At 44.4% G+C, this 25,335-nt stretch carries 21 protein-coding genes; 13 read left to right on the top strand and 8 right to left on the bottom strand.

Translation table 11 applies throughout. The annotated features are described in order from the left end of the window. Nucleotides 1-35 precede the first annotated feature (35 nt). From OB236_RS12965 to OB236_RS12950, 4 genes are all read left to right on the top strand, one after another. On the top strand, nt 36-1,802 hold the full coding sequence (locus OB236_RS12965) for a cache domain-containing sensor histidine kinase (RefSeq protein ID WP_262684359.1): 1,767 nt from the start codon (nt 36-38) through the stop codon (nt 1,800-1,802). Beyond that, nucleotides 1,780-3,381, top strand: coding sequence for a response regulator (locus OB236_RS12960; RefSeq protein WP_262684358.1), 1,602 nt, complete (start codon nt 1,780-1,782; stop codon nt 3,379-3,381). Before OB236_RS12965 ends, OB236_RS12960 begins: the two co-directional genes overlap by 23 nt. Nucleotides 3,382-3,493: 112 nt before the next feature. Further along, nucleotides 3,494-4,798 carry an ABC transporter substrate-binding protein gene (locus OB236_RS12955; RefSeq protein ID WP_262684357.1) on the top strand — a complete coding sequence of 435 codons (1,305 nt, stop codon included), beginning with the start codon at nt 3,494-3,496 and terminating at the stop codon, nt 4,796-4,798. A gap of 340 nt (nt 4,799-5,138) precedes the next feature. Next, entirely contained in the window at nt 5,139-5,396 is a 258-nt protein-coding gene (locus OB236_RS12950) for a YolD-like family protein (RefSeq protein ID WP_262684356.1), read from the top strand. 43 nt (nt 5,397-5,439) lie between these two features. Here OB236_RS12950 and OB236_RS12945 read toward each other — a convergent pair whose 3' ends face one another. From OB236_RS12945 to OB236_RS12920, 6 genes are all read right to left on the bottom strand, one after another. Further along, nucleotides 5,440-6,267 carry a PRD domain-containing protein gene (locus tag OB236_RS12945; protein ID WP_262684355.1) on the bottom strand — a complete coding sequence of 276 codons (828 nt, stop codon included), beginning with the start codon at nt 6,265-6,267 and terminating at the stop codon, nt 5,440-5,442. After that, nucleotides 6,260-7,732 carry a PTS transporter subunit EIIC gene (locus OB236_RS12940; RefSeq protein ID WP_262684383.1) on the bottom strand — a complete coding sequence of 491 codons (1,473 nt, stop codon included), beginning with the start codon at nt 7,730-7,732 and terminating at the stop codon, nt 6,260-6,262. Before OB236_RS12940 ends, OB236_RS12945 begins: the two co-directional genes overlap by 8 nt. 155 nt (nt 7,733-7,887) lie before the next feature. Further along, nucleotides 7,888-8,733, bottom strand: coding sequence for a carbohydrate ABC transporter permease (locus OB236_RS12935; protein ID WP_262684354.1), 846 nt, complete (start codon nt 8,731-8,733; stop codon nt 7,888-7,890). A 27-nt stretch (nt 8,734-8,760) separates the two neighbouring features. Next, nucleotides 8,761-9,666: a carbohydrate ABC transporter permease gene (locus OB236_RS12930; RefSeq protein WP_262684353.1), complete on the bottom strand. Its 906-nt coding sequence runs from the start codon at nt 9,664-9,666 to the stop codon at nt 8,761-8,763. Nucleotides 9,667-9,751: 85 nt separating this feature from the next. After that, nucleotides 9,752-11,095 (bottom strand): ABC transporter substrate-binding protein, encoded by a 1,344-nt coding sequence (locus tag OB236_RS12925; RefSeq protein ID WP_262684352.1) that lies wholly within the window; start codon nt 11,093-11,095, stop codon nt 9,752-9,754. A gap of 320 nt (nt 11,096-11,415) precedes the next feature. Continuing rightward, nucleotides 11,416-11,739 (bottom strand): TM2 domain-containing protein, encoded by a 324-nt coding sequence (locus tag OB236_RS12920; RefSeq protein WP_262684351.1) that lies wholly within the window; start codon nt 11,737-11,739, stop codon nt 11,416-11,418. Between the two features lie 351 nt (nt 11,740-12,090). Here OB236_RS12920 and OB236_RS12915 point away from each other — a divergent pair, with 351 nt between their 5' ends. Further along, nucleotides 12,091-12,759 carry an MgtC/SapB family protein gene (locus tag OB236_RS12915; protein ID WP_408638457.1) on the top strand — a complete coding sequence of 223 codons (669 nt, stop codon included), beginning with the start codon at nt 12,091-12,093 and terminating at the stop codon, nt 12,757-12,759. Between the two features lie 83 nt (nt 12,760-12,842). Here OB236_RS12915 and OB236_RS12910 read toward each other — a convergent pair whose 3' ends face one another. After that, nucleotides 12,843-13,784 (bottom strand): NHL repeat-containing protein, encoded by a 942-nt coding sequence (locus OB236_RS12910; protein WP_262684350.1) that lies wholly within the window; start codon nt 13,782-13,784, stop codon nt 12,843-12,845. Between the two features lie 37 nt (nt 13,785-13,821). Beyond that, nucleotides 13,822-14,640: a phytanoyl-CoA dioxygenase family protein gene (locus OB236_RS12905; protein WP_076233581.1), complete on the bottom strand. Its 819-nt coding sequence runs from the start codon at nt 14,638-14,640 to the stop codon at nt 13,822-13,824. 136 nt (nt 14,641-14,776) lie between these two features. On the opposite strand from OB236_RS12905, the gene OB236_RS12900 reads away from it, so the two are divergent. The 8 genes from OB236_RS12900 (at nt 14,777) to gap (ending at nt 25,202) form a co-directional block, all read left to right on the top strand. Next, entirely contained in the window at nt 14,777-15,649 is an 873-nt protein-coding gene (locus OB236_RS12900) for a helix-turn-helix transcriptional regulator (RefSeq protein WP_262684349.1), read from the top strand. 360 nt (nt 15,650-16,009) lie between these two features. Next, on the top strand, nt 16,010-18,355 hold the full coding sequence (locus OB236_RS12895; RefSeq protein ID WP_262684348.1) for a helix-turn-helix domain-containing protein: 2,346 nt from the start codon (nt 16,010-16,012) through the stop codon (nt 18,353-18,355). Between the two features lie 167 nt (nt 18,356-18,522). After that, nucleotides 18,523-19,488: an ABC transporter permease gene (locus tag OB236_RS12890; RefSeq protein ID WP_262684347.1), complete on the top strand. Its 966-nt coding sequence runs from the start codon at nt 18,523-18,525 to the stop codon at nt 19,486-19,488. Between the two features lie 12 nt (nt 19,489-19,500). After that, nucleotides 19,501-20,379, top strand: a complete 879-nt coding sequence (locus tag OB236_RS12885) for a carbohydrate ABC transporter permease (protein WP_262684346.1) — start codon at nt 19,501-19,503, stop codon at nt 20,377-20,379. A 29-nt stretch (nt 20,380-20,408) separates the two neighbouring features. After that, nucleotides 20,409-21,935, top strand: a complete 1,527-nt coding sequence (locus OB236_RS12880) for an extracellular solute-binding protein (RefSeq protein WP_262684345.1) — start codon at nt 20,409-20,411, stop codon at nt 21,933-21,935. Nucleotides 21,936-21,978: 43 nt separating this feature from the next. Beyond that, entirely contained in the window at nt 21,979-22,803 is an 825-nt protein-coding gene (locus OB236_RS12875) for a sugar phosphate isomerase/epimerase family protein (RefSeq protein ID WP_262684344.1), read from the top strand. After that, nucleotides 22,800-23,858, top strand: coding sequence for a Gfo/Idh/MocA family protein (locus tag OB236_RS12870; RefSeq protein ID WP_262684343.1), 1,059 nt, complete (start codon nt 22,800-22,802; stop codon nt 23,856-23,858). Before OB236_RS12875 ends, OB236_RS12870 begins: the two co-directional genes overlap by 4 nt. A gap of 306 nt (nt 23,859-24,164) precedes the next feature. Continuing rightward, nucleotides 24,165-25,202: a type I glyceraldehyde-3-phosphate dehydrogenase gene (gene gap, locus OB236_RS12865; protein ID WP_262684342.1), complete on the top strand. Its 1,038-nt coding sequence runs from the start codon at nt 24,165-24,167 to the stop codon at nt 25,200-25,202. Nucleotides 25,203-25,335 lie beyond the last annotated feature (133 nt).

Raw genomic sequence — 25,335 nt, 5'->3', positions numbered from 1 at the left:
CATTGAGGTTAATGGATAGGAAAGGTGGACCACTGATGAATCTGTTTAAAAGGGTACGAATAGATCGGCTGTTTTTTGGCAGCTTTGCAGCATTTATTGCCGTATTTCTGCTGATTTTCACATGGATTAGCTACAGTATTACGGCCCGTGAGCTAGTGGATAACACGTCCTATTATCAGCAGGATTTATTGAATGAACTGAACAAACAGCTGGATATTCAATTGAAATCAATTGAGCAAATGTCGCTTGCTGCATCTAGAAATATAAATACCATAAGCTATGATCCATTGGATCCAGACTTATTTGGGCGCCTTCGCCGTAAGGATGATATAAGGAATTTGCTGTCGAGTATTACCTATAGTACGACAATGGTGCAGTCTATTGACTTGTATATGGACAATCCCAGCTTAACCGATTCACAAAGTCCAGTTCAGTTTAAAGATATGCAGCATGTGAGGGGGGAATTGTGGTATCCGGAAGTTCAAAATAATGATTTTGCCTGGATTGCCGAGCACACGCTTCCAACGAATAACGGACCGCAGCAATTTATCAGCTTCGCCCGAAAACTATATAATAATTCTGATAAATACTACGGGGTACTGGTCTTGAATGTGAAAGCATCGGCCATTGAGAATCTGGTTCGTGGGGAAACGGATGGGAAACAAAGAAACCGAGTGCTGCTCGATGCCGGCGGCAAGATGATAACTTCCATAGGGAATACCATGCTGTACGAGTCGAGCCTGGATCGAATCCGAGGCAAGGAGGGGAAGTCGGACTACATTCATCTTCCTGATGTAGAAGGAGAGGAAGCCTTACTTGTCTGGAGTAAAGTCCGTTCGGACTGGATGCTGGTCGAAGTGACACCATGGAAGAACATTATTCATGGCAGCGTGCGGCTTGCCTATATTATTGTATCCGTGGGGCTAACAGCTATTTTGATAGCTTCGTTCTTTACTTTGTTTTTATCGAGGCAATTTATCAAGCCGATCCAACTGCTGCTGGCGATCATGGACCGTGTTCCGGCTAATGGGTCTATTACAGATGAGTTGCCAACTGATTACAAGAATGAGTTCGGTAGTTTATTCATCGGGTACCGTAGGCAAATGGAAAGAATAGAGGAGCTCATGCTTTCATTACAAGCACAGCATAGGCGGCAGCGTGAAGCAGAAATTCAAGCACTTCAGGCTATGATCAATCCGCATTTTCTGTACAATACACTGGATCAATTAAACTGGCTCGCCATTGAGTCAGGACAAGAGAAAATCAGTAAAATTTTATCCCTCGTGGGGAAAATGTTTCGAATCGGCCTCTCCAATGGGGAAACGATGATCTCGATTCGCGATGAGATCACTCATGTGGAATGTTATTTGCAAATTCAACAAATTCGCTGGGGGGACCGGATTTCTTTTACAATCGAAATGGATGAAGGGCTAAAGGAACTGTATATTCCCCGATTGACGCTGCAGCCATTTGTGGAAAATGCTTTTATTCACGGATTTCACGGTAGGAAAACAGGCGCAATCCACATTTCAGGGCACGTACGGGATCAAGAGGTCGAGTTTCGTATTATTGATAACGGAGCAGGGATCAAACCAGATTGGGATAGGCAGAAGCCAAGGAAAACAGGTGGTTACGGGATAAGGAATGTAAAGGAACGGATGGCTGCCTATTTTGGGGCACCTTATGGCGTGAGTATGAAGAGCCTGGATGGGGAAGGCACTCAGGCCACCATTTTATTGCCGAGAATACACAATAAACAAGAGGCGGGGGAGCAATTCTATGTGGAGAGTTCTCATTATTGATGACGATTTTCAGGTATTGGAAGGGATGAAGAAGTCGATTCCATGGCAAAAGCTTGAAGCTCAATGGGTAGGCGAGGCAATGGATGGGGTAGAAGGACTCCAAAAGATTCGGGAAACCGATCCCGATATTATCATCACGGATATTTATATGCCTATTATGAACGGCCTTGAGATGATTGAGCAGTTGAAAAGAGAAGAGATCCCCGGCGAGGTGATCATTCTAAGCGGCTATTCGGATTTTCAATATGCGCGTCAAGCGCTGCGTTTGCAGGTGAACGACTATTTATCCAAGCCTGTGACCTTGGATGAGCTCCATGACGTGCTGGAAAAAGTCATTAAAGGGCTTGAAGCCAAGGAATTGAAGAAGCTGGAGCAGGAGGAGGTTCGGCAACGGCTAATGATGTACGAGCCTTTTGTTCAGAAGGAATGGTTGAAATCGGTAATTACCGGGACATTGGACAAGACGGTACCGAGGGAAGGGATGGGATTACCAGAGTCTTCGCATTGGATAGAACACAGCCACTTGGTGATGGGAATCGAGCTCACGAGCACAGATCGGATTTCTAACCTGACCGTATCGGATTGGAGCTTATTTCGGTTTGCCTTTGCTAATATCATTCGTGAAATCCTAGCTGAGGACTGGCCGAAATCTGAATTCATCGAATTGCACAGTCATCATGCTACTATCGTGTTCCATATCGAGCCGCATTCAAGCGATGAAGCACTTACAAGGATTTGCAGGATTGGTGAGAGGATTACGGAATGTATTGACAAGTATCTTAAACTAAAAATACGGACTGGCCTTGGCAGCGTGAAAGCCAACTGGCAGGAGCTCTCCGATTCGACTGATGAAGCCTTTTTAGATTTATTACAGCAGCTGCTTATATCGGGGCAAGGGGAGCCGTCCTTTGTTCCTTGGGAAAAGCAGTCCGCTTTCCGTCCGATCAAATTTTATCAGGAGCTTGCGGCTGCCATTGTTATTTCTAAGGAAGAGGCTACGATCGAGATTATTGATGGTTATATCCAGCAACTGCGGCAGCTGCCTGATATCAACTCGGTTTATCTGCAATATTTGTGTAAGGAGCTTTGGACAATCTTGGCTTATTCTTTATACAGTGCGGGTATTGTGTTAGACGAGCTATTTCCCGACATTGATTTAATAAAGGAAATTGAACAAATTCATACCGTAGAAGAGCTGCGGCCATGGCTGCAGGACAAAATTCATGTTATTGCTTCAAGCCGTCACTGGAATGAGAATTCCAAGCATAAGGAGGCAGTGGATTTTATGATCCATTATGCACATGATCATTATGCAGAAGAGATTAACTTAGAGGATCTGTCCAAGCAGCTTTATTTATCTCGTAACTACTTAAATCGGATTTTTAAAAAGGCGATTGGGGAGACGTTTACAAATTATTTGATACGCACAAGGATGGAAAAGGCTAAAGCCTTATTAATAGAAAGGAAATACATGATTTACGAAATCGCGGAAAGAGTTGGATACAAGAATGTGGCTTATTTTAGCTCCTTATTTAAGAAGTATTACGGGATGAATCCTAGTGAAGTTGGCAAAAAATAATTGTGGGCAATAGTGATACAATTGTGTTCATTACTCTTATTTTTCTTATTCCCGGTCATTTATATAATGAAAGAGTGATGATGGACTGCTGATATAGGAAGGGGTTATAAACATGAATAAGCAGATGAGAGTATGGGGTCTACTGTCCATGACAGCGTTAGCTTCATTAGGATTGGCAGCTTGTGATACGAATAACAAGCCAAGTGAAGAATCTGCCGCATCCAGAGTGGGGGCAACAGATAATAAGCTAGTGAAGCTGCGCATTGTATGGTGGGGCTCGCAAGCAAGGCATGATGCCACTTTGAAGGCATTAGATGCTTATACAAAGAAGTATCCTAATGTTACTTTTGAGCCAGAATTTTCTGGATTTGACGGGTATGCTGAAAAGTTGGCAACCCAAGCCGCTGCTAGAAATGCCCCTGACATTATCCAAATGAATCCTAACTGGTTATTTGAGTATGCTGGTAGGAACCAGTTGGCAGACCTTACCAAGGGTATAAATACGAATGATATTGATAAACCACTTGTAGAATCAGGGATGTATAAAGATAAACTGTATGCGATTCCTCTTGGTAATAATGCTACTGGTATGGTGTACAACAAGAATGCTATTGATAAGTTGGGGATCTCAGCGCCGACCAATGGCTGGACATGGGATCAATATTTCCAATTCGGTAAAGATACCAAAGCGAAGCTTGCTAAAGATAAATATGTTCTTATGGATGCAACCAGCGATTACAATATGTATGCTTCCTATCAAATAAGCCAAGGAAAAGGATATCCTATTACAATAGATGGCAAGTTTAACATCGATAAGGATACGTGGCTTACATTCGTTAAAAAGTATGCTGAGCTTCGTAAAGACGGAGTTGTCCCGCCAGCTGAAATCGCAACGACCGATATCGAGTCAGACGTGAAGATGGATTTGATAAATAATGATACTTTGCTGATGAGGCGAAGTTTTGCAGCACTGTTCCCGGGTTACGATGGGGTTAAGCCTGGAGCCTATACACTTGTGGATCAGCCGAGGGGAGCCCAATCGAGTGGGTTTCTGAAGCCTTCTATGTTCTGGTCGGTGAGCTCGGATTCCAAGTATACCCAGGAAGCCAAAAAGTTTATCGACTGGTTCGTCAACGATACAGAGGCGGCGGATATCCTTACTACGACAAGAGGTGTTCCAGTCTCCAAGAAAGCACTTGCCTACCTGACGCCTAAGCTGACTCCAGCGGACCAGTTGCAGATCGAATTGATCAAGAATGTGGGGCCGGATGCCCAACCATTCAATCCTGGGGCTAAAGGTTGGAGTAATTATACAACCAAGGACTTTAAGGATGTTGGGGAAAAACTGATGTTTGGTAAGATAACTCCAGAGGCAGCATACGATGAGCTTGTAAAAAAAGCGAAGGATTATCAATAGCACTAAAGGTTCAAGCCACTCCTCGGAGTGGCTTTTTTGTATTTATATGCCTGTTGAGCAGCTATGAGCATGAAGGATTTATTGGCACATCGTACGCTTAAGCGATGGTCTTTATGTGAGTATAGACAGTTTAAAGAATAATGACATTATCAAATAGATGCATCTGTCTTTAACTCAAGTTCGGAAGATTAAACAGTAACTGAAGGGCGCTCTCATGCGGGGAACCGTATGTGAACGTCCTCTTTACGTTCAGACGGGAGATCGCTATTTTCCACTTGACTAATCCGTGTATCAATCGGTTATAATGAGAACAAATGTTCTAGTTGTGGAGGTTGTACATATGAATTTGAGTAAGCATTATCGACCGGAATTAACAGAAAAGGAACAATCGGAATTATTCGGACGTTTATCGGTTTCGCAATTTAACAATTTGAGCGTGAAGATTACATTATTCGGAGAGTATGAGGACCGACGAATAACCGGCATCGTAACTGGAATAGACCCGCGGCATCAACTTATTAAAATCGAGACAACGGGTACAAAGTGGGATTGGCATCTTATCGACTTTGCGAATGTAGTTGAGGTTGAGTTTGAATAGAAGCGGTTGTTGCGTTCGTAATTGACGTGTTTCGTTTACTTTGTTACGTCCGCTGAATCATACGTTCAAGATGCATCGCCAAAAAGCCTATTTCATCCTCAGGTACTGTCTTGCCAAGTGAATCATTCAAGTACATAGACAAAACAACCGCTTTCAGGTACGTGTCCCCGTACTCTACTTTGATTTTATCGAGCAGGGGATTCTGAATGGTCTTCCCTTGTTTGACCCGTTCAATTAAGCTCTTCAAATGGCTGATGAAACGGACCGTAGAGAAGGAGTCGTCAAAGCTGTATCCAAGCTCCCTCGCTTCTTCGATGATCTTGGACACCAGCTTGACCACCGTCAACGATTCCGAACCTTTTTCTTTATTGCGCGCTCCGTTAAAATGCATCGCGAGGAAAGCCACCTCATCCTCCGGAAGTGTAACATCCAAATGATCGTTCAAAAAATCGACAGAACGTTTGGCTACCCGATACTCCTCGGGGTACATATACTGGATCTCATAGGCAAACGGATTCGTAATATAAATCCCGCGTTTTTGCCGTTCTACGGCAAAGTTGATATGATCGACAAGCGAGGCATGGATCGTTTCGGAGAATTCGCCCTCGAGCATTCCCTGCGCATAGGCAATGACCTCTTCGGTAATTCCGATAATTTTTACGTCAACGGCGTTCAGAATTTGCTCATAGCTTTTCATAACTTCCGAAGTGTGGAGCAGGAACTCCTGGGTAATAGAAACATCGTCAATAATCATTCCCGGCTCCTTCTTAAACCCGATCCCTTTGCCGAAAGCAATCGAATTTTTTCCGGTGGAAAGGTGCGCCATAACTACATTATGAGAAAGAACATGAATAATCGTGCGCTCAATCATAGGTTACCTCCGCACTATTGGGATTCCGGGTTGCTAGGGACGGTAACAGTTTCTTCATGGATTCTCTGATCTGCTCCGATTCTGTCCCAAATACAAGATGAACATTCCCTTTCCCGAGTCGAATCACTCCAATGGCTCCCAGCTCTTTGAGCTCGGGTTCTTTGATCAAGCTCTCGTCCATAACCAAGAGCCTTAGCCTGGTTATGCATGCATCTACGGAAATGATATTTGAAACGCCTCCGATGTTAAGCAGGATGCTTGCGGTTCGGTCTCTTTTGACCCCGGGAATAATAATCATTTCATCTGCGGTATCCCCTTGAGCACCTTCTTTCGCTAATTCGCTTCCAGGTGTTTCAAAGTGAAAAAATCGTATGAAAGTACGGAAGGTAAAGTAGTACACCACAAAATAGATCAATCCGACAATCAAGATCCAGTAAAGCTTCGACGAAAAATTCAAATTCATCGCCATATCAATAAATCCGGCCGAAAAGCCAAAACCGAGCTTCGCTTGCAGCATGTTCATAATCATCATGGAGCATCCGGTAAGCAGCGCGTGAATCACATAAAGACCTGGTGCGACGAACATAAAGGCAAACTCGATCGGTTCCGTTACCCCGGTAAGAATGCTTGTTAGCCCTGCACTGTATAATACCGGCACGATTGTAGACCGATTGGAAGGGTGCACCCCTTTAATCATGGCGAGCACTGCGGCCGGAAGGCCGAACATCATGACCGGATAGAAGCCTGTCATAAACATTCCAGCTGTAGGATCTCCGGCAAAATAGCGCGTCATATCCCCTGTAACTGCTCTCCCCGCGGGTGTCACGTAATTCCCGATTTGAAACCAGGCGATATTGTTAAGGATATGATGCAACCCTGTTGGGATTAATAGTCTATTCAGAAACCCGTACACGAATACCCCCGGGCTTCCCGCATCTACGATCCACATGCCGAATTGATTAATAGCAATCTGCACGGGCGGCCAAATAAACCCCATGATGACACCGAAAACAACCATGGCAAGAGAGGTGATCAACGGGATGAACCGCCTTCCACCAAAGAAACCGAGCGCCTTCGGCAGCTTAATATTGTGAAATTTCTCGAAAAAGGTTGCTGAAATGACACCGCAGAAAATACCTCCAAGAATGCCCATATCCAATTTCTCCACAACGCCTGGAGCGCCTGTTTCGAAGTGCTTCAGAACATTATTGAAAACCAGATAACCTGCCGTTGCCGCCAAAGCCGCGATGCCTTCACCCGATGTTAAGCCTATCGCAATGCCGATAGCAAACAGCAGCGAGAGATTATCGAATATGGCGCTTCCGCCCGATCCGCATATTTGTGCAAAGTGTAAAAGAATCGGATTGTCGAATTTAATCGAGCCAATGCGCAGCAATATCGCCGCGACAGGAAGGACGGCAATGGGGATCATTAACGAGCGTCCTATTTTCTGCAGCATATACATGAGCCTCATTCCAGCCACCCACTTTTTTCTTAGTATAAAAAATCTTATACGATTTATAAATACCTGTACAATAAGAAATTACACCTCCCTATATCGAATTTTTTCGATGTAGAGTAGGTGCTTCTTATGGGGGAAATCATGCGATTACAATCGTTTCATTTTACGGCGCCAGCAGTAATTCCGCTTGCGATCTGTTTCTGGAAAAAGATGTACATAATGAGAACCGGAACAATCGTGATCAGCAAAGCTGCAAATAACGGTCCCCATTCTGTGCGGTATTGCATCTCGGCTTGCATGACGGCAATTCCGATTGGCAATGTGTATTTCTCCGGATCATTCGTCAGAATGGTTCCGACAATATACTCGTTCCATGTAGTCAGTACGGTCATGATTCCTACCGTAATGAGACCTGGCTGCGAAAGCGGGAGCATGATTCTGAAGAAGGTTCCAAAATCCGAGCACCCGTCAATGGATGCGGACTCTGCAAGCTCCTTTGGCAAGGATTTATAAAATCCTACAAGGACAAAAATCCCAAAAGGCAGCGCGCTCGCCGCATATACCAGTATAAGTCCGGTCCACGTATTGATCAAATGGAGGTCATTAATTAAGAAAAATAAAGGAATAAGCGCCAGGTTAAACGGTACCATCATGGATGCGATGTAAAGTACGTATAAGACGTTGCTGCCCTTAAACACATATCTTGCTAATATATATGCTGTAGTAGCCGCTAAAAGCAGCGACAGCAACGTACTGCCCAATGTAACGACAATCGAATTGATGAAGTAAGTGCCGAAATGATATTTGCTCCATACATAGGAGAAATTCGACCATAATAAAGGCGTTTCCGGCAAAGACCAAGGCTTATTCAAAAAAAATTGCTCATTGTTTTTCAATGCGTCCAACAGCGTCCATAGAAGCGGATAAAGAACACTTACACTCCAAATAAGGAGAACAGATCTGGAAATAAATTTAAGCAGCGGGTTATTGATTTGCTGATTCATGATCCCCCTCCTTCGTAACTGTACTTATCATTGGCCCATCTCAATCGTATCGCGTTTCATCAACCGTTGTAGCACTAGAGTTGTAATGAGCGACATCACGAGAATGACGACCCCGATGGCTGCTCCATAACCAAAGTGATACTGCCTAAAGGCCATTTGATATAAATAAGATCCCATAACCTGAGTGGTGTTGTCGGGTCCTCCGACTGTCATAATCCATACAATAACGAATGAGCCGTTTAGCGTAGTAAACACGATATTCAGAATGGAAACCTTCATTTGCTCCCAAATAAGCGGTACGGTGATGTTTGTAAACTGTCTCCACTGATTGGCACCGTCTATATTGGCCGATTCATAATACGAAGCGGGAATATTCACTATTGCAGCAATCATGAGAATCATATAGAAGCCGATACCGGCCCAAATGGTTGGAGGTAACAGCATCCAGATCGTATGTTGAGGGAAGCCGAGCCAAGTGATATCCACCTTATTTTCTGTAAATAAAGATAGGAAAGCGTTAAGAAAACCAATTTGAGGATTGTATATAAAATTCCACAAAACCCCTATGACAACGACCGAAATAACATTCGGAATAAAAAAGATAGCACGGAAAAAGCCAGAGCCTTTGATGTTGAAGCGTGTAAGAGCCACCGCAAAAAATGTGGCAATAATCATAATTCCAATTACTTTACCTACGACCAAGAAATAATCGTTACCGATAGCAATATGCATAATAGGGTCCGAAAGAAGCTCCTTAAAGTTACCCAGTCCTACGAATTCTTTTGTTTCCGAACCTCCCGACCAATCAAAAAAGGAGTTGTATAACGCCTGCACAACCGGATATACCGTGAACAAGCAGAAGAACAGAAAAGTCGGAATAATGAATGCAGCGATAAATAGCTTCCGTCCCCACTGAGCTGATCTTGTTCTCACTCTTCATTCACCTTCCCTCTTGGCAACTATAGCGGAGGAATCGAAAGAAGATTCCTCCGCACAATCCCATCTCACTTGTTAATGCCTACTTTTTCGCCTTTTTGGCAGCCTCGCTTACGCGTTTTACCCACTCATCCGGCGTAATCGTGCCGATCGTTAATGCAACGGTTGCATCCTCCATCGCTTTGTCTACGTCAGCGTTAAACTTGAAGTCGGGAACTACAACCGTATTGGAGGAAGTTAGGGCAGCCGCTGCATCTTTAACAAAGTTAGGGGCTTTGGAGCTGCTGATATCTCCTTTAATGTTGGAAGGAGCACCGCTTAACTCTGCCCACTGCGAGGCTTGCTCTTTAGAGAATATGAAGACCAGGAATGCTTTTGCCGCTTCCTTGTTTTTTGCTTTTTTCGCAATAGCTACGGTAGCGGTTGAAGTGTATGCAACCACTTTTCCGCCTTTTTCTTGTGTAATGGAAGGGGTAAATCCGAAATCGAAGCCTTTAGGTACGTCTTTTGACATTTCATTAGGCAGCCACAATCCGTTCGGGATGAAAGCGTCTTTGTGCTGCAGGAACAACGATTGGGAATCCGTGTGGTTAATTTGCACCGATGCTTTGTCGATGAATCCTTTATCACGCAGCTGCACGATTTTGTTCAAGCCTGCCAAAACTGCAGGGGTCGAGAAAGCTTCAGCTTTGGATTCGCTCATATTTTCAAGGACTTTGTAGTCGTTGTTGTTGGCAGATACAATTGCCGGGTATAGGAACGCACGGTTAATATAATACGGGTACTTACCAGTATGAATGAAAGGGTTAGTACCGCTTGCTTTAATTTTGTCGCTAACCTCCAAGAATGAAGGGAAATCATTGGGAGTTTCCCAACCCTTCTCTTTGAATAAAGCTTTATCCCAGAAAATACCCCAAGAGTTCAGTACAAGCGGAACCGTGTAAAGCTTACCATCGTACTGATTCGGCTTTTGGGCAAGCAAATCGAGGATTTTGTCGCCGTTTACGTTTTTGGCATCCTTCAGGTATTCGGTTAAATCCTCCAGCTGTCCGTCCGTTACCATCTGACGGTCGTTCAGCTCCGGTCCGTCAATGTAGACGAAGTCAGGCGGAGTGCCGCCAATCCAACGTGGTTTGTTTTGTTCGTTGATTTTGGGCCCGGCGCTCTCTTTAATTTTCAATTCAGGGTTTGCTGCTTGAAAGTCTGCGATTACTTTCTTCCACCATTTATCGCCATAACCGCCGACGAAGTATTGGATTTCGAAATCGCCTGTCAGTTTTGTTGCACCTGCTTTTATTGTGTCTGATCCTGCATTTGGGGTTGAAGGTGCTGTCGGTTTCGCGACTTCTGTAGAGCTGCCGCAGCCGGCAGCCGTTATTGCCAGCATTGCTGTCATTACCGTCAAGGAAAGTTTACGTAATTTCATGAGATCGTTCTCCTTCTTTTATGGTTTGGTGGACTAGTTTGGATCATGCTGCTTCTAGATTACCGCGATTGTTCGGGCTCCCTCCTTTTCAGAATGCTCGAAAACAAAATAAAAAAGGGCATAGTTATAGAAGAAGACTTGCACTCTTCAATAACTAATGCCCTTGTGGTAACATGTTATTAAAATAAATGTATGAAATTGGGTTTTAAACTAATATTTGTTTGGTCAAATAGATATTACTACAAGCTGCGATGATCGTCAATACTAAAATGTAAGCGCTAAGCTTTGGGATCGCAGGGTTAACGTATGGCTTTCCACTCTTATACAGAAGCAGTTTTGGATCCAGTAACGAGCTTGACTCGTTGAATAACCTCATATTCAAGCTGTGTAGTCTTTTGCTCCAATCGCTTACCAATGAAGAATACGTCTACCAATGGCCAGATAAAAGCAGTGAGCCATCCAAATAAGAGTAAGCAGATAGCATAACCGATATCACCAAGATAAAAACGGTGACCTCCTAAAACACCAGTAAACCACCATAACACGTAAGCGATGGTCTTACTTTTTTTTCTAATTTCCACTTCGCTGCCAACCATCGACAACTGTTCTGACGTAAGGTCTCTTTTTAGCATGAGATTATCCAAGATATATTTCTCCTTTTTACGACAAAATTATGTAATATACATACTAATACTGATTAATATACAGCATTTTACAAAAATTTGATAGAAAAATTTATCAATTTTGGTTTTTAAACAAATAAAATCTGAATTGTGACAGAGAGATGAGTCTGCTATTGGCTTGACCAACGTCAATAACAAGATTTCACTTTGCTCGCTATTACCCAGAGATCGCAGAACTTTATTTACTGTCACCACAGGTGTAATATGAAACACATTAAATCAGTAAATATGAAAGACAGATTACCTTATTCGTGCTAACCCCTGATAGGGAAGCGCACTCATTGATAAATATTACAAGTCTGGAGGCTGGTCATGATGCAATATGAATATTTGCTGCGTGTTATATTAGCTGGAATTTGTGGTGCGTTGGTTGGGTATGAACGAAAAAACCGTATGAAGGAAGCGGGGATTCGTACACATTTTGTTGTTGCACTCGGTGCTTCTCTGATGATGATTATTTCTAAATATGGTTTTCAGGACCAAAACGGGTGGGAGAATGTAGCTTTCGATCCATCGCGTATTGCTGCTCAGGTGGTGAGCGGGGTAGGGTTTCTGGGAGCAGGTATGATTTTTATGCAGCGACTGACCATAAAAGGACTTACCACTGCAGCAGGTATATGGGCTACTGCAGGGGTAGGTATGGCTATTGGAGCCGGTTTGTACGTATTGGGGGCAGGCGTGGCTATCATTATTTTTGTCGCTCAAAAGCTTTTACATGGCCGTTTCAATTGGTTATCCTCCCCCAAAACGGAACAGCTGGTTATTCGAATTACGAACGAGCCAGGGGCGACCTCCCAAATTCAACAGCTGCTGGAAGAGAAGCATATTTCCATTCTAAGCTTTCAAGCCGAAAGTAGTGGTATTAGCTCGGAAGACATTACATTGGAGATGATTGTAAGATTTCCGGGCTCTTATGGAGTGGAGCAATTACTGCCGATTGTGCAGGAGGCTTCGTTCGTAAGAGCCGTTGAACTCAAGTAACAACTCAAGTAACAACTCAAGTAACTGAGAAGCAATCCATCCTCTAGCGTAAAGGATACAGCAATTTGGTATGTCACCTTTGTCTACTCCCTTTGTCGGATCAGCTTCGTTAGGCGACCCTCAGCAGTCCATTCAACCACATAGACATCTCCGCGGGAATCTACGCACACTCCGTGCGGGGAGCTAAACTTGTCAGGTCGGAAGTATGCTTTGGGCAGGTTAGGCCATCCTTGTTGTTTGTACGCCTGCTGATCCTCTCCAAGATGGGTGATCAAACGATCGTTCTTATCCAGAATCGTTACGCGGCTGTCCAAATCGGGAATATAGACCTCATCACCGAAAAAATAAAAGCTGCAGGGTAAATCGAGATTATGCTCCATAAAACGTTTGTGCTGACCATCCAGTGTGAATACCTGAATGCGATGGTTTCTACGGTCCGCGACATACAGCTCTGGTTCATTGCCGCGCAAATTGACAGAAATCCCGTGCGGCTCCAGCAGCTGGCCCGGATCGGAGCCGCGGCCTCCCCATGAACGGATATAGCTGCCTTCCGCATTGTACTGGTGAATATAATATTGTCCATATCCGTCAGCCACATAGATGTCTCCATTCGGAGCGACACATACATCTGTGGGAACATAGCGCCGCGAGGCATCATAAACGTCTGGACGGTCGGGCTGTCCTTGCTCCCATATCAGCGTCCCGTCTGTAGTGGTTTTAACCAGGAGCCCGCGCAACCTGTCTGTAAAATACAAATATTCCTTGCCATCCTGATCCTGATGCAGGTAGAAGCCGTGGGCTCCGCCCTCAAATTCCTTGCCCCATGATGTAAGAAAGCGGCCGTCCCTGTCAAACACAATAACGGGGTCCTTACCTGTATGATGCACATAGACATTATCCTGCGAATCAACGCATACGCCGTGGGTATAGCCATAAGCCATGTTTGCAGGCAGTTTACCCCAACCCTCCGCTATTACATAGGCATGTGAAGCACAACCGATCACGTGTGTATTCAATATTCTCATCGATCTCCTCTCCATTGGGATTTACATAATCATATCATTATTTTTGATATACAACTGGAAAATGCTCCCCAGCCAAAATATCTCCCTGTTTAATATCCACATAGGGCAGCATCGGATGTTTTCCGGATGGCTCGTAGCGGGTATGACCCGGCATATAATGGACAGCAATGGCTCGGCGTTTCATATTTGATCGATTATTCGGGCTTCCGTGCCAGGTCAGGGAATGATGATAGCCAACCTGCCCTTTCTTGATCTCAAAGGGAACTGCTGTTAGATCCGCACCTTCCGGGAGTAATTCGGGCTTGCGGTGATAAGGCATAAACTGCTCGTTGCTGGCCAAATATTTTTGCTGATCTCCCCATTTGTGACTCCCCGGAACCATCCACATGCAGCCATTGTCGATAACTGCATCATCAAGGGCAACCCAGGCGCTGACAAGATCTGCAGGCTGAATGATTGGCCACAACGGATGATCCTGATGCCATGCCGTCGGTCCACCAGTTACTGGTGGCTTGTATTGAATCTGATCATGCCATATACGAAGCGTATCGGTCTGACATAGCTGAGCGATCTCTTCGCAAATACGGGAGTGACCTGCGTGCTGCAGAAAGGCCTCACTTACCATCCAGATATTGACGATTTGAATGACCTTCTCGTTGGCGACCATTTTCATCCCGTCATAGGGGGATTCGCCTTCCTTCATATTACGGTTTAGAACCGGCTGCTTGACCGATTTCCCTTCCATAACGAGATCCAGCTCCTCACGCAGCCGTTCAACCTCGCTGTCATCCAGCACAACCCCGCCTTTTAAAAATCCATTCCGTTCAAATTCCTCGATCTGCGCCGCGTTCAGCATGTAGTATTCCCCTCTCATTGAAACCAGCTTATTTGTGGTGATATAGTTAAGTATAAGAACTTGTGAACGGTACGTATTTAGACAAAACCAAGAGGCATTTACACTTTTCCAATATCCTAGTAGGAGTGACTTACTAATGAACGTAGGTTCCCTTCTGACGCTGACGCCAACGATTAATTTCGCTCACCGCAGCCGAGTGGACGCACATGTAACCTGGGGTCCCAGAACGATCCCCGACTGGCAGTTTTTTTATGTTATCGAGGGAGAAGCAGAGTTACTGTATAACCAAAAGCAGCAGCGGATCAGGGCGGGGGAGTGTGTTCTCTTTGGTCCTGACAGCCCGAATCAGCTAAACACCCTTACAGAGGCATTATTTTACAGCATTCATTTCCATTGGTCCCATCCTTCACCAGTACCCGTCCATCCGGCTTACCGCATCCGGGAAAGCTCCTTTGAGGACCTTTCCTGTCAGGCTCCGGCGTATCATATGGATATTCCCGAGCATGGCAGTATCGTCATTCCTCCCTGGTTTGATCTTCCTGAGCTGGAGCAGATATTCTTAAGAATCGTGAAGGAATATCAGCTGGAGCAGCCAGGATATGCCTTCGTGCTGCGAGCTCTGCTGATGGAGCTTATTGCAAGCCTCATGCGTCATGTACTGGATCAATCCTTTACGCGAAAAGCCAGTAAAATAGAGTCGGCGCTTGAAATCATGCGCATCCATCCCGAGCAGCCGTGGACGGTCGAGCAGCTTGCCAATCTGTGCGGCTACCATCCGATCCATTTTACGAAGCTCTTTAAGGAAGAGATGGGTAGAACACCTAAGCATTATTTAATCTCGGAACGGATGAAGCGAGCGAAACAGATGCTTCTTGGTGAGCTGACGCTCAGTGATATTGCCGAACAGTTAAATTACACCAGCATTCACTATTTCAGCAATCAATTCAAAAAGGAAACGGGCCTGAGTCCAAGCGAATTTCGGCAGCAGGGCAGTCGTACTTTTCATTGATCCCATTCAATTTGCTACGGCCAGTAAGGTTATGCTGGTGGATGATGTAATTGTAAGTAAGAACAGACTATGGTTGACAAGGGGACGAAGCCCGCGCTGGATATGGGTTTCGTTTTTTTTGTAGAGTGGAGCTTTAATTCGTAACAAAATGTAAATAAATGTAAAATGTATACTGATTTCACTCTATCTATGTCAGGCAAACCACAAGGGGTTCAACGGCTAACTGTTCACAGATTCTGATAGGAGGAAGAAAAAAAATAATGTCGAACATTAATAGATAGGACGGTCATGCAGGTGGAACGTGTTTTTTGTTGAGCACCTTCATTTCTATTTATTTCATGCGTATAAGGAGAATAGGGTATGAATGTAGGGTCCATGTTTAAACTTAACAATTACACACGCAGCTTGAGAGGGAATTATTTTCGCAAAAGTCTCATTTTTGCCTTAATAATTACTAGTTTGCCAACAGCTATAATTGGAATTAGCACTTATTTTATTGGAATCAAGCAGGTGGAAAAGGAGGTTTATCAGAAAAATCAGTATCAGCTTGAGCAAGTTTTTAAGCGGTTTGATCAGCAGTTCTCACAGCTGGAGATGACCGTGGACAAAGGGGCAGCTAATTCCCTATTCGATGAAAACCTGAGGGACATCAATTTTATAGACGAATTCCGGGTTATTCAGGACATTTACAGACTGCTAGCCGTTGCTCAAAGCTCGGATGCCATGATTATGCGAATCGATTTGTATTTGGAAAATCAACAGCTGCTGGTTTCTAATGACCGGGGTGCCATTCGGCTCAAAGATGAGCCGAACCAGTCGGCCTATGCATCGATTCTGAAATCGGGGGAGCTGATGTATTGGGCTGATGCGGAGAGCTACTCACCGAGTGGAGGGTCTTTGTTTCCTCAAGTGTTGATTCATAAGCTTCCATTTGTCAGTACGCGGCCTTACGGAGCCTTGTTAGTTTATTTGGACAAAAACCTGATCGATAAAGAAATTACGCACCTGACTCCTTATGAGGATGGCATTTCCTTTATTATGAAACCGAATGGCGATTGGATTACGTCCGGTAAAGAGTCAGACTCAGCCAGACAGCCCTTAAAGGATTTCATAAAAAGCAAGGTGATGAAAAACGAAATCAACTCCGATTCATTTACAGTGAAGTGGGAGGGGGCGGAGTATTCAGTTGCCACAGCTACCTTCTCGCGAACAGGTTGGCGATACGTCATCGCAACACCGCTATCCCAATTAGTGGAGCCCATCACGTTAACATCCAAGCTGATGCTGGGTGTCAGTATGCTGGGAGTACTTATAGCAGCTTTGCTGTCCTGGTTTGCTTCGCAGCGTATGTACAGCCCGATCAAGCGGTTGGTTCAAATGTTTGGAGGGAATATCAGCAGCAAAATGCAGGATGAGGATCGGTCTGATGAGATCAAATATATAGAAAACAAATGGCTCAATATTACCCGTGAAAGCCAGCTGTTCCAGTCCCTGTTGGAAGAGAACCGTTACAGTATGAAAAAGGGATTTTTGCTGCAATTGATTCAAGGACAGCTGTATTTCTTTTCTGAAAAGGAGCTGCGGGAGCGAATGGAGGTCCACGGCTGGGATACTGTCGATAAGAAGTTTGCTCTGCTGCTTATTCAATTATCCCCATTTTCGGAAACCAGCAAAAGGTTTGTGGAGGGGGACGAGCAGCTTGTCACCTTCGCAGCAGCTAATATTATTGAGGAGCTTTCTACGGATAAAGTCAACATGGAAACGATCAATCTGCATAACTTAACGGTGTCTTTGCTCGTATCCTTTGAACAGGATAAGCCCAAGGAACAGATCAAGAGCGAGCTTTTCAGATTTTCAAATGAGGTCATCACGATGATTACCAAGTTATTGGGCGTTCATGTTGCGGTAGGGATCAGCAGACCGGTCCATGAGCTGAAGGAGCTGCCAAAAGCCTTGGATGAGGTCAAACAATGCCTGCATTTCCGCAATATTGGGGAGCATGGTCAAATTCTGAGCACAGATGATTTCATTTCGTATGTCAAAGAGAATCTGGACTATCCTTATCAAATTGAAAAAGAGTTCATCCATGCGCTCCAAATGAGGGCTGAGGCAGAAACGATTCAAAAATGGAATGAGTTTATGCTGGTACTAACACAAAATGCCGGGAAGGCCTTTCAGATTCAACAATATATGGCTCAACTGCTCGGCAGTGTTCTACGAGCGATGATGCAGCTGGACGTCGCACATGCCAGCGCGAAGCAAGGTATCAATCTGTATGAGCAGCTGTTCAAGCTCAAAGAAATCGACGAAATCAACAAGTGGTTCGTCAATGTCGTCATTCACCCCTTTCTCCAGACCTTGTCGGAAAAGCAGGGGATCGAGATGAAGCAGACAATCCGCAAGGTTAAGGACATCATTGATCAGGAATATATGAGAGATATTTCGCTGGAATATTTATCAGATAAAATCGGAATTTTACCGAAGAGGTTAAGTGCTGTCTTTGCGGAAGTCACCAATCAAAACTTTATCGACTATGTAACCGAGGTCCGTTTGGAGAAATCCAAGCAGCTGTTAAGAAATACCGATTTGAAGGTTACCGAGATTGCAGCCAGAGTGGGCTACCAGCCCTCTTACTTCAACAAACTATTTAAGAAGTCAGAAGGTATGACACCTGGTGAATATCGGGAATCGGGTTTAGGGCTATAATGCGTTCAGCATATAGCCTTTTTTCGTGCGAAAACACGCCAAAACCAGCCCAAAGGAAAAAGTGATATGCCAGTTAATCATATTGAGAAATTGTTGGATTGTGAGAAATGGCGCTGTCCTGTACATTGAGAGCATGAAACCTGTACATGAAAGAAGGGTGGTAAAGCATGCCAAACACAGTATCAGAATTAGATAAAAAAACCGGGCCAGCAGGAAGCAAAAGTAAATCCCAATTAGCTGTAAAAGACATTCTGCGGGATAAATATTTATACCTGTTAGCCCTTCCTGGAATTCTTTATTTTCTTATTTTCAAGTATATCCCCATGGGTGGCATTCTGATCGCGTTTCAGGAATACTCCCCTTATCAAGGCTTTTTGGCAAGCAAATGGGTGGGACTTGAGAACTTTGAACGCTTCTTTATGGGCAGCGAATTCTGGAATCTCTTTAGAAATACGATGATGATCAGCCTGTTGAATCTCGTGTTTTTCTTCCCGGTACCCATTGTTGTGTCTCTCCTATTAAACGAAGTGAGAAACATGAAATTTAAATCAACGATTCAAAGCGTTGTGTATTTACCCCACTTTTTCTCGTGGGTCATTATCGCGGGCATGACCTTCCTCCTATTTTCCCGTACCGGAGGGATTGTCAATAATGTAGTCGTCATGATGGGCTTCGATAAAATCGATTTCCTGACGAATCCGGATTATTTTTGGATCATGCTTACGCTGCAATCAATATGGAAGGAAGCGGGATGGGGAACTGTTATTTTTTTGGCGGCGATTGCCGGAACGGACCCTGCACTTTATGAAGCAGCCAAGATGGATGGTGCGAACCGATTACACCAAATGTGGTATGTGACCCTGCCAGCCATTAAAAATGTCGTCATTACCTTATTGATCTTGCGTCTTGGACAAGTGATGGACGTAGGCTTTGAACAAGTGTATCTAATGACCAGCAGTGCGGTCTCCAGTGTTTCGGACGTATTTGAAACCTATGTATTCCGAATGGGGGTCAAAAATGGCCAATTCAGCTTTACAACAGCCGTGGGGCTTTTTAAATCGGTAGTGGCCTTGATTCTGGTCGTATCGACCAACTGGTTGGCCAAGAAATTTGGCGAAGATGGCTTATATTAAGGGGGCAGGACAATGAAAAGAAATATCAGGGGATGGACTTTCGACTTTGCGGTCACAAGCATACTTACTTTCGCCGGGGTTATTACGATTATCCCCTTTCTATATATCGTATTGGTATCCTTTGCAACACCTTCAGAATACATCCAAAAAGCGGGAGCATTCATCTTTCCGACTGAATGGACACTAGTGAACTATCAGTATTTATTATCCACCGGAGCCTTTATCCAGGCAGGAGCCAACAGTGCATTCCTTGCTATTGTCGGAACTGTGCTGAGTCTTGCGGTTACATCAAGCTTTGCTTATGCGTTATCCAGAAGGCGGTTGAGGGGCAGAAAGACGTTATTGCTGCTGGTTTTGATCTCGATCTTGTTTAATCCCGGTATTATTCCGCCATATCTGGTTGTCAAAAGTCTCGGGCTCATCAATAGTATCTGGTCATTAATCATTCCTGCGTTAACGAGTGGCTGGTACATTTTCCTGATGAAAAGCTTTTATGACAGTATTCCTGTGAGTTTGGAGGAAGCAGCGAGCATTGACGGGTGTAATGACATGGGAATTTGGGTGAAAATCATTCTCCCTTTGTCATTACCCTCCCTGGCGGCATTTGGACTGTTTTATGCGGTAAGCTATTGGAATGTATTTTTTCACGCGATTTTGTACATTAATGATTTCGACAAGTGGCCGCTTCAGGTGCTGCTGCAAAACATGCTGATCGATTCCTCGACCAGTGGCGGCGACCTTGCCATCCAAATCGCTTCTGAGCAAGAAATGCCGAAGGAAACCTTGAAGATGGCAGCCGTTGTTGTTGCCACAGTACCCATTATTCTGGTATACCCATTCCTGCAGAAACATTTCGCAAAAGGCGTTATGGTTGGCTCTGTTAAGGAATGATATATAAACATGTTGAGGAGGTCATAAAGATGATTTTCAAGAAAAAATCAGTTATGAAGACAATACCGGTCATGTCTGCAGCTGTTTTATTGGTAACAACTGTGGCTTGCAGTTCGAATCCGGGACCGACAAGCAGCACAGGTGACAAAAAAGAAGCACCTACGTCAATCAGCATTATGTCCACTTTCTTCTCGCAGGAGCCCCCAGGTGAAGATAATGTGATTATCAAAGAGATTGAAAAACGCACGAACACGAAGCTGAAAATCACTTGGGTATCGCCGAATAACTATGCCGACAAGCTAAACGTCACGTTGGCGTCAGGGGATTTGCCGGATTTGATTCTTGCCGACTATCCGCAAAGATATCCGTTGGTTAAAAGCATGTCGCAACAGGGGGCTTTCTGGGATCTGACAGCTATGTACAAAAATTATCCGAACCTGGCCAAATTCCCTGAGCTTACCTGGAAAAACCTTGCATTTGGCGATGGTAAAAACTACGGAATTCCACGTGTAAGACCTGTTTATGGGCAAACCGGGTTAAATGTCCGCAAGGATTGGCTGGATAAGCTAGGACTCAAGGAGCCTACCACAACAGATGAGCTGTATGAAGTGATGAAGGCTTTTGCAACCAAGGATCCTGATGGAAATGGAAAAGACGACACCTACGGCTTTCTCGGATATACAGACCCGACAGGTGTAGGGAAATTTAATGTTATTGAAACGGCGTTCACGAAAACCATTGGAGATTGGAAGCTGGAGGATGGGAAATTAACACCTATCATCTTCCTGCCATCACAAAAAGAGGCTCTTGTGTACTTGAATAAGCTGTATGTGGAGAAGCTGATCCCTGAGGATTTCAGTATTCTGAAGCAAACGCAGACGCTGGATATGATGAAGGCAGGAAAAGGTGGTCTGGATGCTGTTCCTATGGACCAGGCTTGGGAATCAACAGCTGAGCTTAGGAAACAAAAACCCGATGCTTATGTGAAACCTCTTACGTCCTTGAACGGTACAACGGTTACAGACCCAGGTTCATTTGGTATGTTCTTGATTCCCAAGAAGGTACCTGAGGCTAAAGTGAAGAAAATCATGGAATTCATGGATTACGGTGCTTCTGATGAAGGCTCCGATTTGGCTAATTACGGCTTTAAGGATGTTCACTTTACGGAGCAGGACGGCTTTAAGATCCCTACGGAGCAAGCTAAGAAAGATAACGTTTCTCAGCAGGCGATGGGACAAATTTTCCTGAAATACGACAAATACCAAAAAGCCTATAAGGCCGGTATTCCTAAAGACTATTACGATCAACACACCAAGATCATTGACGAACGTACTAAATCCGCGGTTCTGGATCCATCGATCGGTGTTGACTCGGATGCCTGGGTCAAATATTGGCCTGAATATCAGAAAAAAATTATCGACATGAAGGTCAAAATGATCGTAGGCAAGGAAACTACCGCCAACTACGACAAGTTTGTTGAACAATTAAAGACAGATGCCAATTTTAATAAAATCATTCAAGAAATGAACGAATCCTACAAAAAGAAAAACGGTTGATCATGAGCTGGACCCATCCTTGTTAATAATGGAGTGAACCTACATGAAATTATCATTTACCACTTTAGGATGTCCCGAGTGGCCCTTAGACAAAATTATTACCAGCGCCGCACAATACGGCTTTGACGCCATTGACTTTAGAGGTTTAACAGGTGAAATGAATATTTACAAGCTTCCCGAATTCTCCGAGCAGGTGGAGCAAACTCTTCAGAAAATCACGGCTGCCGGTCTTCGTGTATCTTGCTTTTCAAGCTCCGTCCATTTATTTTCGCAAGAAAATTTGGAGAAAAATAAGCAAGAGATCACCGAATTTTCGAAGCTCTGCAAGCTTTTTGGTACACGCTATATTCGTGTGTTTGGCGGTAAAATTGGCGATACGAACCGTGAGACGGCTATTCAGCAGGTTGTTCTGCATGTCAGTGAAATGGCCAAGATCGCCAAATCGTATGGGGTTAAGCTTCTGATTGAAACGCATGATGATTGGATTTCTTGCGTAGATATGAAGAAGGTGCTGGAGCAGGTGGATACTGAAGCTGTTGGCGTATTGTGGGATGTCCATCATCCGTATCGAATGGTAGGGGAACAGCCGGAGGATAGCTGGAATGCATTAGGACAATGGATTGAGTACACGCATGTGAAGGATTCACGTGCCGGAGCTAGCGGTGGTGAGGATTTTCAATATTGCTTGACCGGAGAAGGTGATATTCCGCTGAAAGAGATCTACAAGTTATTAATACGTGAAGGTTATAAGGGCTACTTCACATTGGAATGGGAGAAAAAATGGCATCCGGAATTGGAAAATCCCGAGATTGCCTTTCCACAGTATGTACAATATATGCGTAAATTAGCAGCGGAGGTCAACGTATGAATAAGGTCAGAGTAGCAATTATAGGCCAAGGACGCAGTGGTCGGGATATACATGCTTATTCCTTAAGTCAAATTAAAGAGCAATATGAAATTGTTGCTGTAGCGGATCTGTTGGAGGAACGGCTGGAAAGAGCCAAGCAAGAGCTGAATTGCGATGTGTATGCAGATTATCATGATCTTTTTAAGAGAAGCGACCTGGATTTAATTATTAATGCATCCACCAGTAATTTCCATTATTCAATTACCAAAGAGATTTTGGAGCACGGCTTTAACGTTTTATGTGAAAAACCGCTCGCCCGAACGGCAGCCGAGGTCGACATCCTGATTGATACTGCCAAGCGAACAGGGAAACTGCTTGCCGTGTATCAGCAATCGCGGTATGCGCCTGCGTATCGTAAAGTTCAGGAAATTATACAATCTGGCGTTATCGGCAGAGTAGTCCAGGTCAGCATTGCCTATAACAATTTTGCGAGAAGATGGGATTGGCAGACCTTACGCGCGAATAACGGTGGAAATCTCTTGAATACGGGACCCCATCCGGTGGATCAAGCACTCCAGTTTTTTGGTAGTGAGGCGATGCCTGATGTGACTTCCATTATGGACCGTGCGAATACGGCTGGTGATGCCGAGGACTATGTTAAGGTGATCCTGCATGGACAGGGACGTCCTGTCATTGATGTCGAGATTTCCTCCTGCTGCGCCTACCCGAGCTTTACCTATAACGTGCAAGGAACCAAAGGCGGTATCAAGGGAAGCACAACACAACTGAATTGGAAATATTTCAAGCCGGAGGAAGCTGGGGAACTGAAATTAGTGACTACACCTTTGGTCAATGAAAAAAATGAACCAGCCTATTGCCGTGAACAACTGAAGTGGTATGAGGAAAGCTGGGATATCCCTGCAGACCAAGGAAAGGATTTATTCCATACGATGGCACAGAGCTTTTATGGCATGCTGTATGAGACCATCGTACATGGTAAAGCACTTGAGGTTACACCTCAACAGGTACGCCAGCAAATTGCTGTCATGGAAGAATGCCATCGTCAAAATTTGTGATCCAGCTTGGTCAGGATAACAACTCGCTCGTAGATTAAATTGAAGCATATACTTGCAACGCAGGCCACTCGTCAGAGTGGCTTTTTGCGTGCGCCCAGCAGTAGCACTAGAGCAGTAAGAGAGCTATCCCCGAATTGACAGGGGAACCACTTCTGCGACAATAGTACACAATATATAAGTGTAAATAGCTTAATAAATTGAATTACGCGTATTATATAAATTTATTATGTACAATATACTTTGTTTAATGTACAATAAATATTAAATAAAGCGTATTATATATAATTGTATAAGGGGGACTTTAACTTGGGACTTGGTGTAGGTATTAGTGGAATGGGGAGAATCGGAAGGCTGTTGGTCAGGAAAATTTGCTCGGATCAGCAGCCAACGGTTCAGTTAAAAGCACTGAATTGTGTTTATCCGGTTGAGACGATTGCTCACCTTTTGAAATATGACACCGTACACGGAAGATGGGACGCCAATATCTCAGTACGTGATGGAAATTTAATTATTAACGAACAGCAGATTGAAATGATTTCGGAACGGAATCCTGAACGTATCCCATGGGAGCGTTGTGATGTACAGCTAGCTGTTGATGCAACAGGCAAGTTTAATAACAGGGAAGGAGCCAGCAAGCATATCGCAGCGGGTGCATCTCATGTCTTGATCACGGCTCCAGGCAAACAGATGGATCTGACTATCGTGATGGGGGTCAATGATCATGAATATGATCCCGGTAAGCATCGGCTTTTGTCCGCAGCTTCTTGTACAACCAACTGCCTGTCCCCTGTCTTGTTTATACTGGATCAAGCGTTTGAGGTTCAAACAGGTTGGATGACGACCATCCATTCCTACACAGCTGACCAGAATCATTTGGACAATCCTCACAAGGATCTACGGAGAGCAAGGGCTTGTACCGAGTCCATTGTTCCTACAACAACAGGGGTGGGTGAGGCACTTGCAGACGTGCTTCCCCATTTGGCCTCTCATATTCAGGGAATTTCTCTCCGTGTTCCGACACAGGATGTGTCATTGATCGATTTGACAGTGAAGGTTTCTCAGCCCTACAGCTTGGAGCACGTCAAAGCCGTTTTGAAAGAGGCATCGGAGAAAAGTTTATCACCCTATGTTGGTTATACAGATGAGCCTCTCGTATCTGCTGATTATATTGGTTGCGCTAAATCCGCGGTTATCGATGGTCCTTCCATTATGGTCATGCATGATCAAATTAAGGTATTAGCTTGGTATGACAATGAATGGGCCTATGCGAGTCGTGTTGTTGAACTGGTGCAGCGGATATCGGAAAGAGTAGATCAGGTAAGGAAGACTCCACAGCTGACTTAGAGGAGGACTTATGGCGGTTTGATGAGCTGAGCTATTACGAGGAGTGGTTGGAGCTTGAAACGATAAGCCACTCCTCAGAATGGCTTTTTTGGCATGTCATTGACAACTCCAGCAGTTAAGGTTTATTTTTTAG

The sequence above is a fragment of the Paenibacillus baimaensis genome, from assembly GCF_025567575.1.
Note: the sequence above shows the minus strand (reverse complement) of the source record. Positions and strands in the feature narration are given on the sequence as shown.

Coding starts and splice junctions, on each gene's coding strand:
- OB236_RS12965 (WP_262684359.1), top strand. CDS start 36: ATGAATCTGTTTAAAAGGGTACGAATAGATCGGCTGTTTTTTGGCAGC.
- OB236_RS12960 (WP_262684358.1), top strand. CDS start 1,780: ATGTGGAGAGTTCTCATTATTGATGACGATTTTCAGGTATTGGAAGGG.
- OB236_RS12955 (WP_262684357.1), top strand. CDS start 3,494: ATGAATAAGCAGATGAGAGTATGGGGTCTACTGTCCATGACAGCGTTA.
- OB236_RS12950 (WP_262684356.1), top strand. CDS start 5,139: ATGAATTTGAGTAAGCATTATCGACCGGAATTAACAGAAAAGGAACAA.
- OB236_RS12945 (WP_262684355.1), bottom strand. CDS start 6,267: ATGATTGAGCGCACGATTATTCATGTTCTTTCTCATAATGTAGTTATG.
- OB236_RS12940 (WP_262684383.1), bottom strand. CDS start 7,732: ATGTATATGCTGCAGAAAATAGGACGCTCGTTAATGATCCCCATTGCC.
- OB236_RS12935 (WP_262684354.1), bottom strand. CDS start 8,733: ATGAATCAGCAAATCAATAACCCGCTGCTTAAATTTATTTCCAGATCT.
- OB236_RS12925 (WP_262684352.1), bottom strand. CDS start 11,095: ATGAAATTACGTAAACTTTCCTTGACGGTAATGACAGCAATGCTGGCA.
- OB236_RS12915 (WP_408638457.1), top strand. CDS start 12,091: ATGATGCAATATGAATATTTGCTGCGTGTTATATTAGCTGGAATTTGT.
- OB236_RS12910 (WP_262684350.1), bottom strand. CDS start 13,784: ATGAGAATATTGAATACACACGTGATCGGTTGTGCTTCACATGCCTAT.
- OB236_RS12905 (WP_076233581.1), bottom strand. CDS start 14,640: ATGCTGAACGCGGCGCAGATCGAGGAATTTGAACGGAATGGATTTTTA.
- OB236_RS12900 (WP_262684349.1), top strand. CDS start 14,777: ATGAACGTAGGTTCCCTTCTGACGCTGACGCCAACGATTAATTTCGCT.
- OB236_RS12895 (WP_262684348.1), top strand. CDS start 16,010: ATGAATGTAGGGTCCATGTTTAAACTTAACAATTACACACGCAGCTTG.
- OB236_RS12890 (WP_262684347.1), top strand. CDS start 18,523: ATGCCAAACACAGTATCAGAATTAGATAAAAAAACCGGGCCAGCAGGA.
- OB236_RS12885 (WP_262684346.1), top strand. CDS start 19,501: ATGAAAAGAAATATCAGGGGATGGACTTTCGACTTTGCGGTCACAAGC.
- OB236_RS12880 (WP_262684345.1), top strand. CDS start 20,409: ATGATTTTCAAGAAAAAATCAGTTATGAAGACAATACCGGTCATGTCT.
- OB236_RS12875 (WP_262684344.1), top strand. CDS start 21,979: ATGAAATTATCATTTACCACTTTAGGATGTCCCGAGTGGCCCTTAGAC.
- OB236_RS12870 (WP_262684343.1), top strand. CDS start 22,800: ATGAATAAGGTCAGAGTAGCAATTATAGGCCAAGGACGCAGTGGTCGG.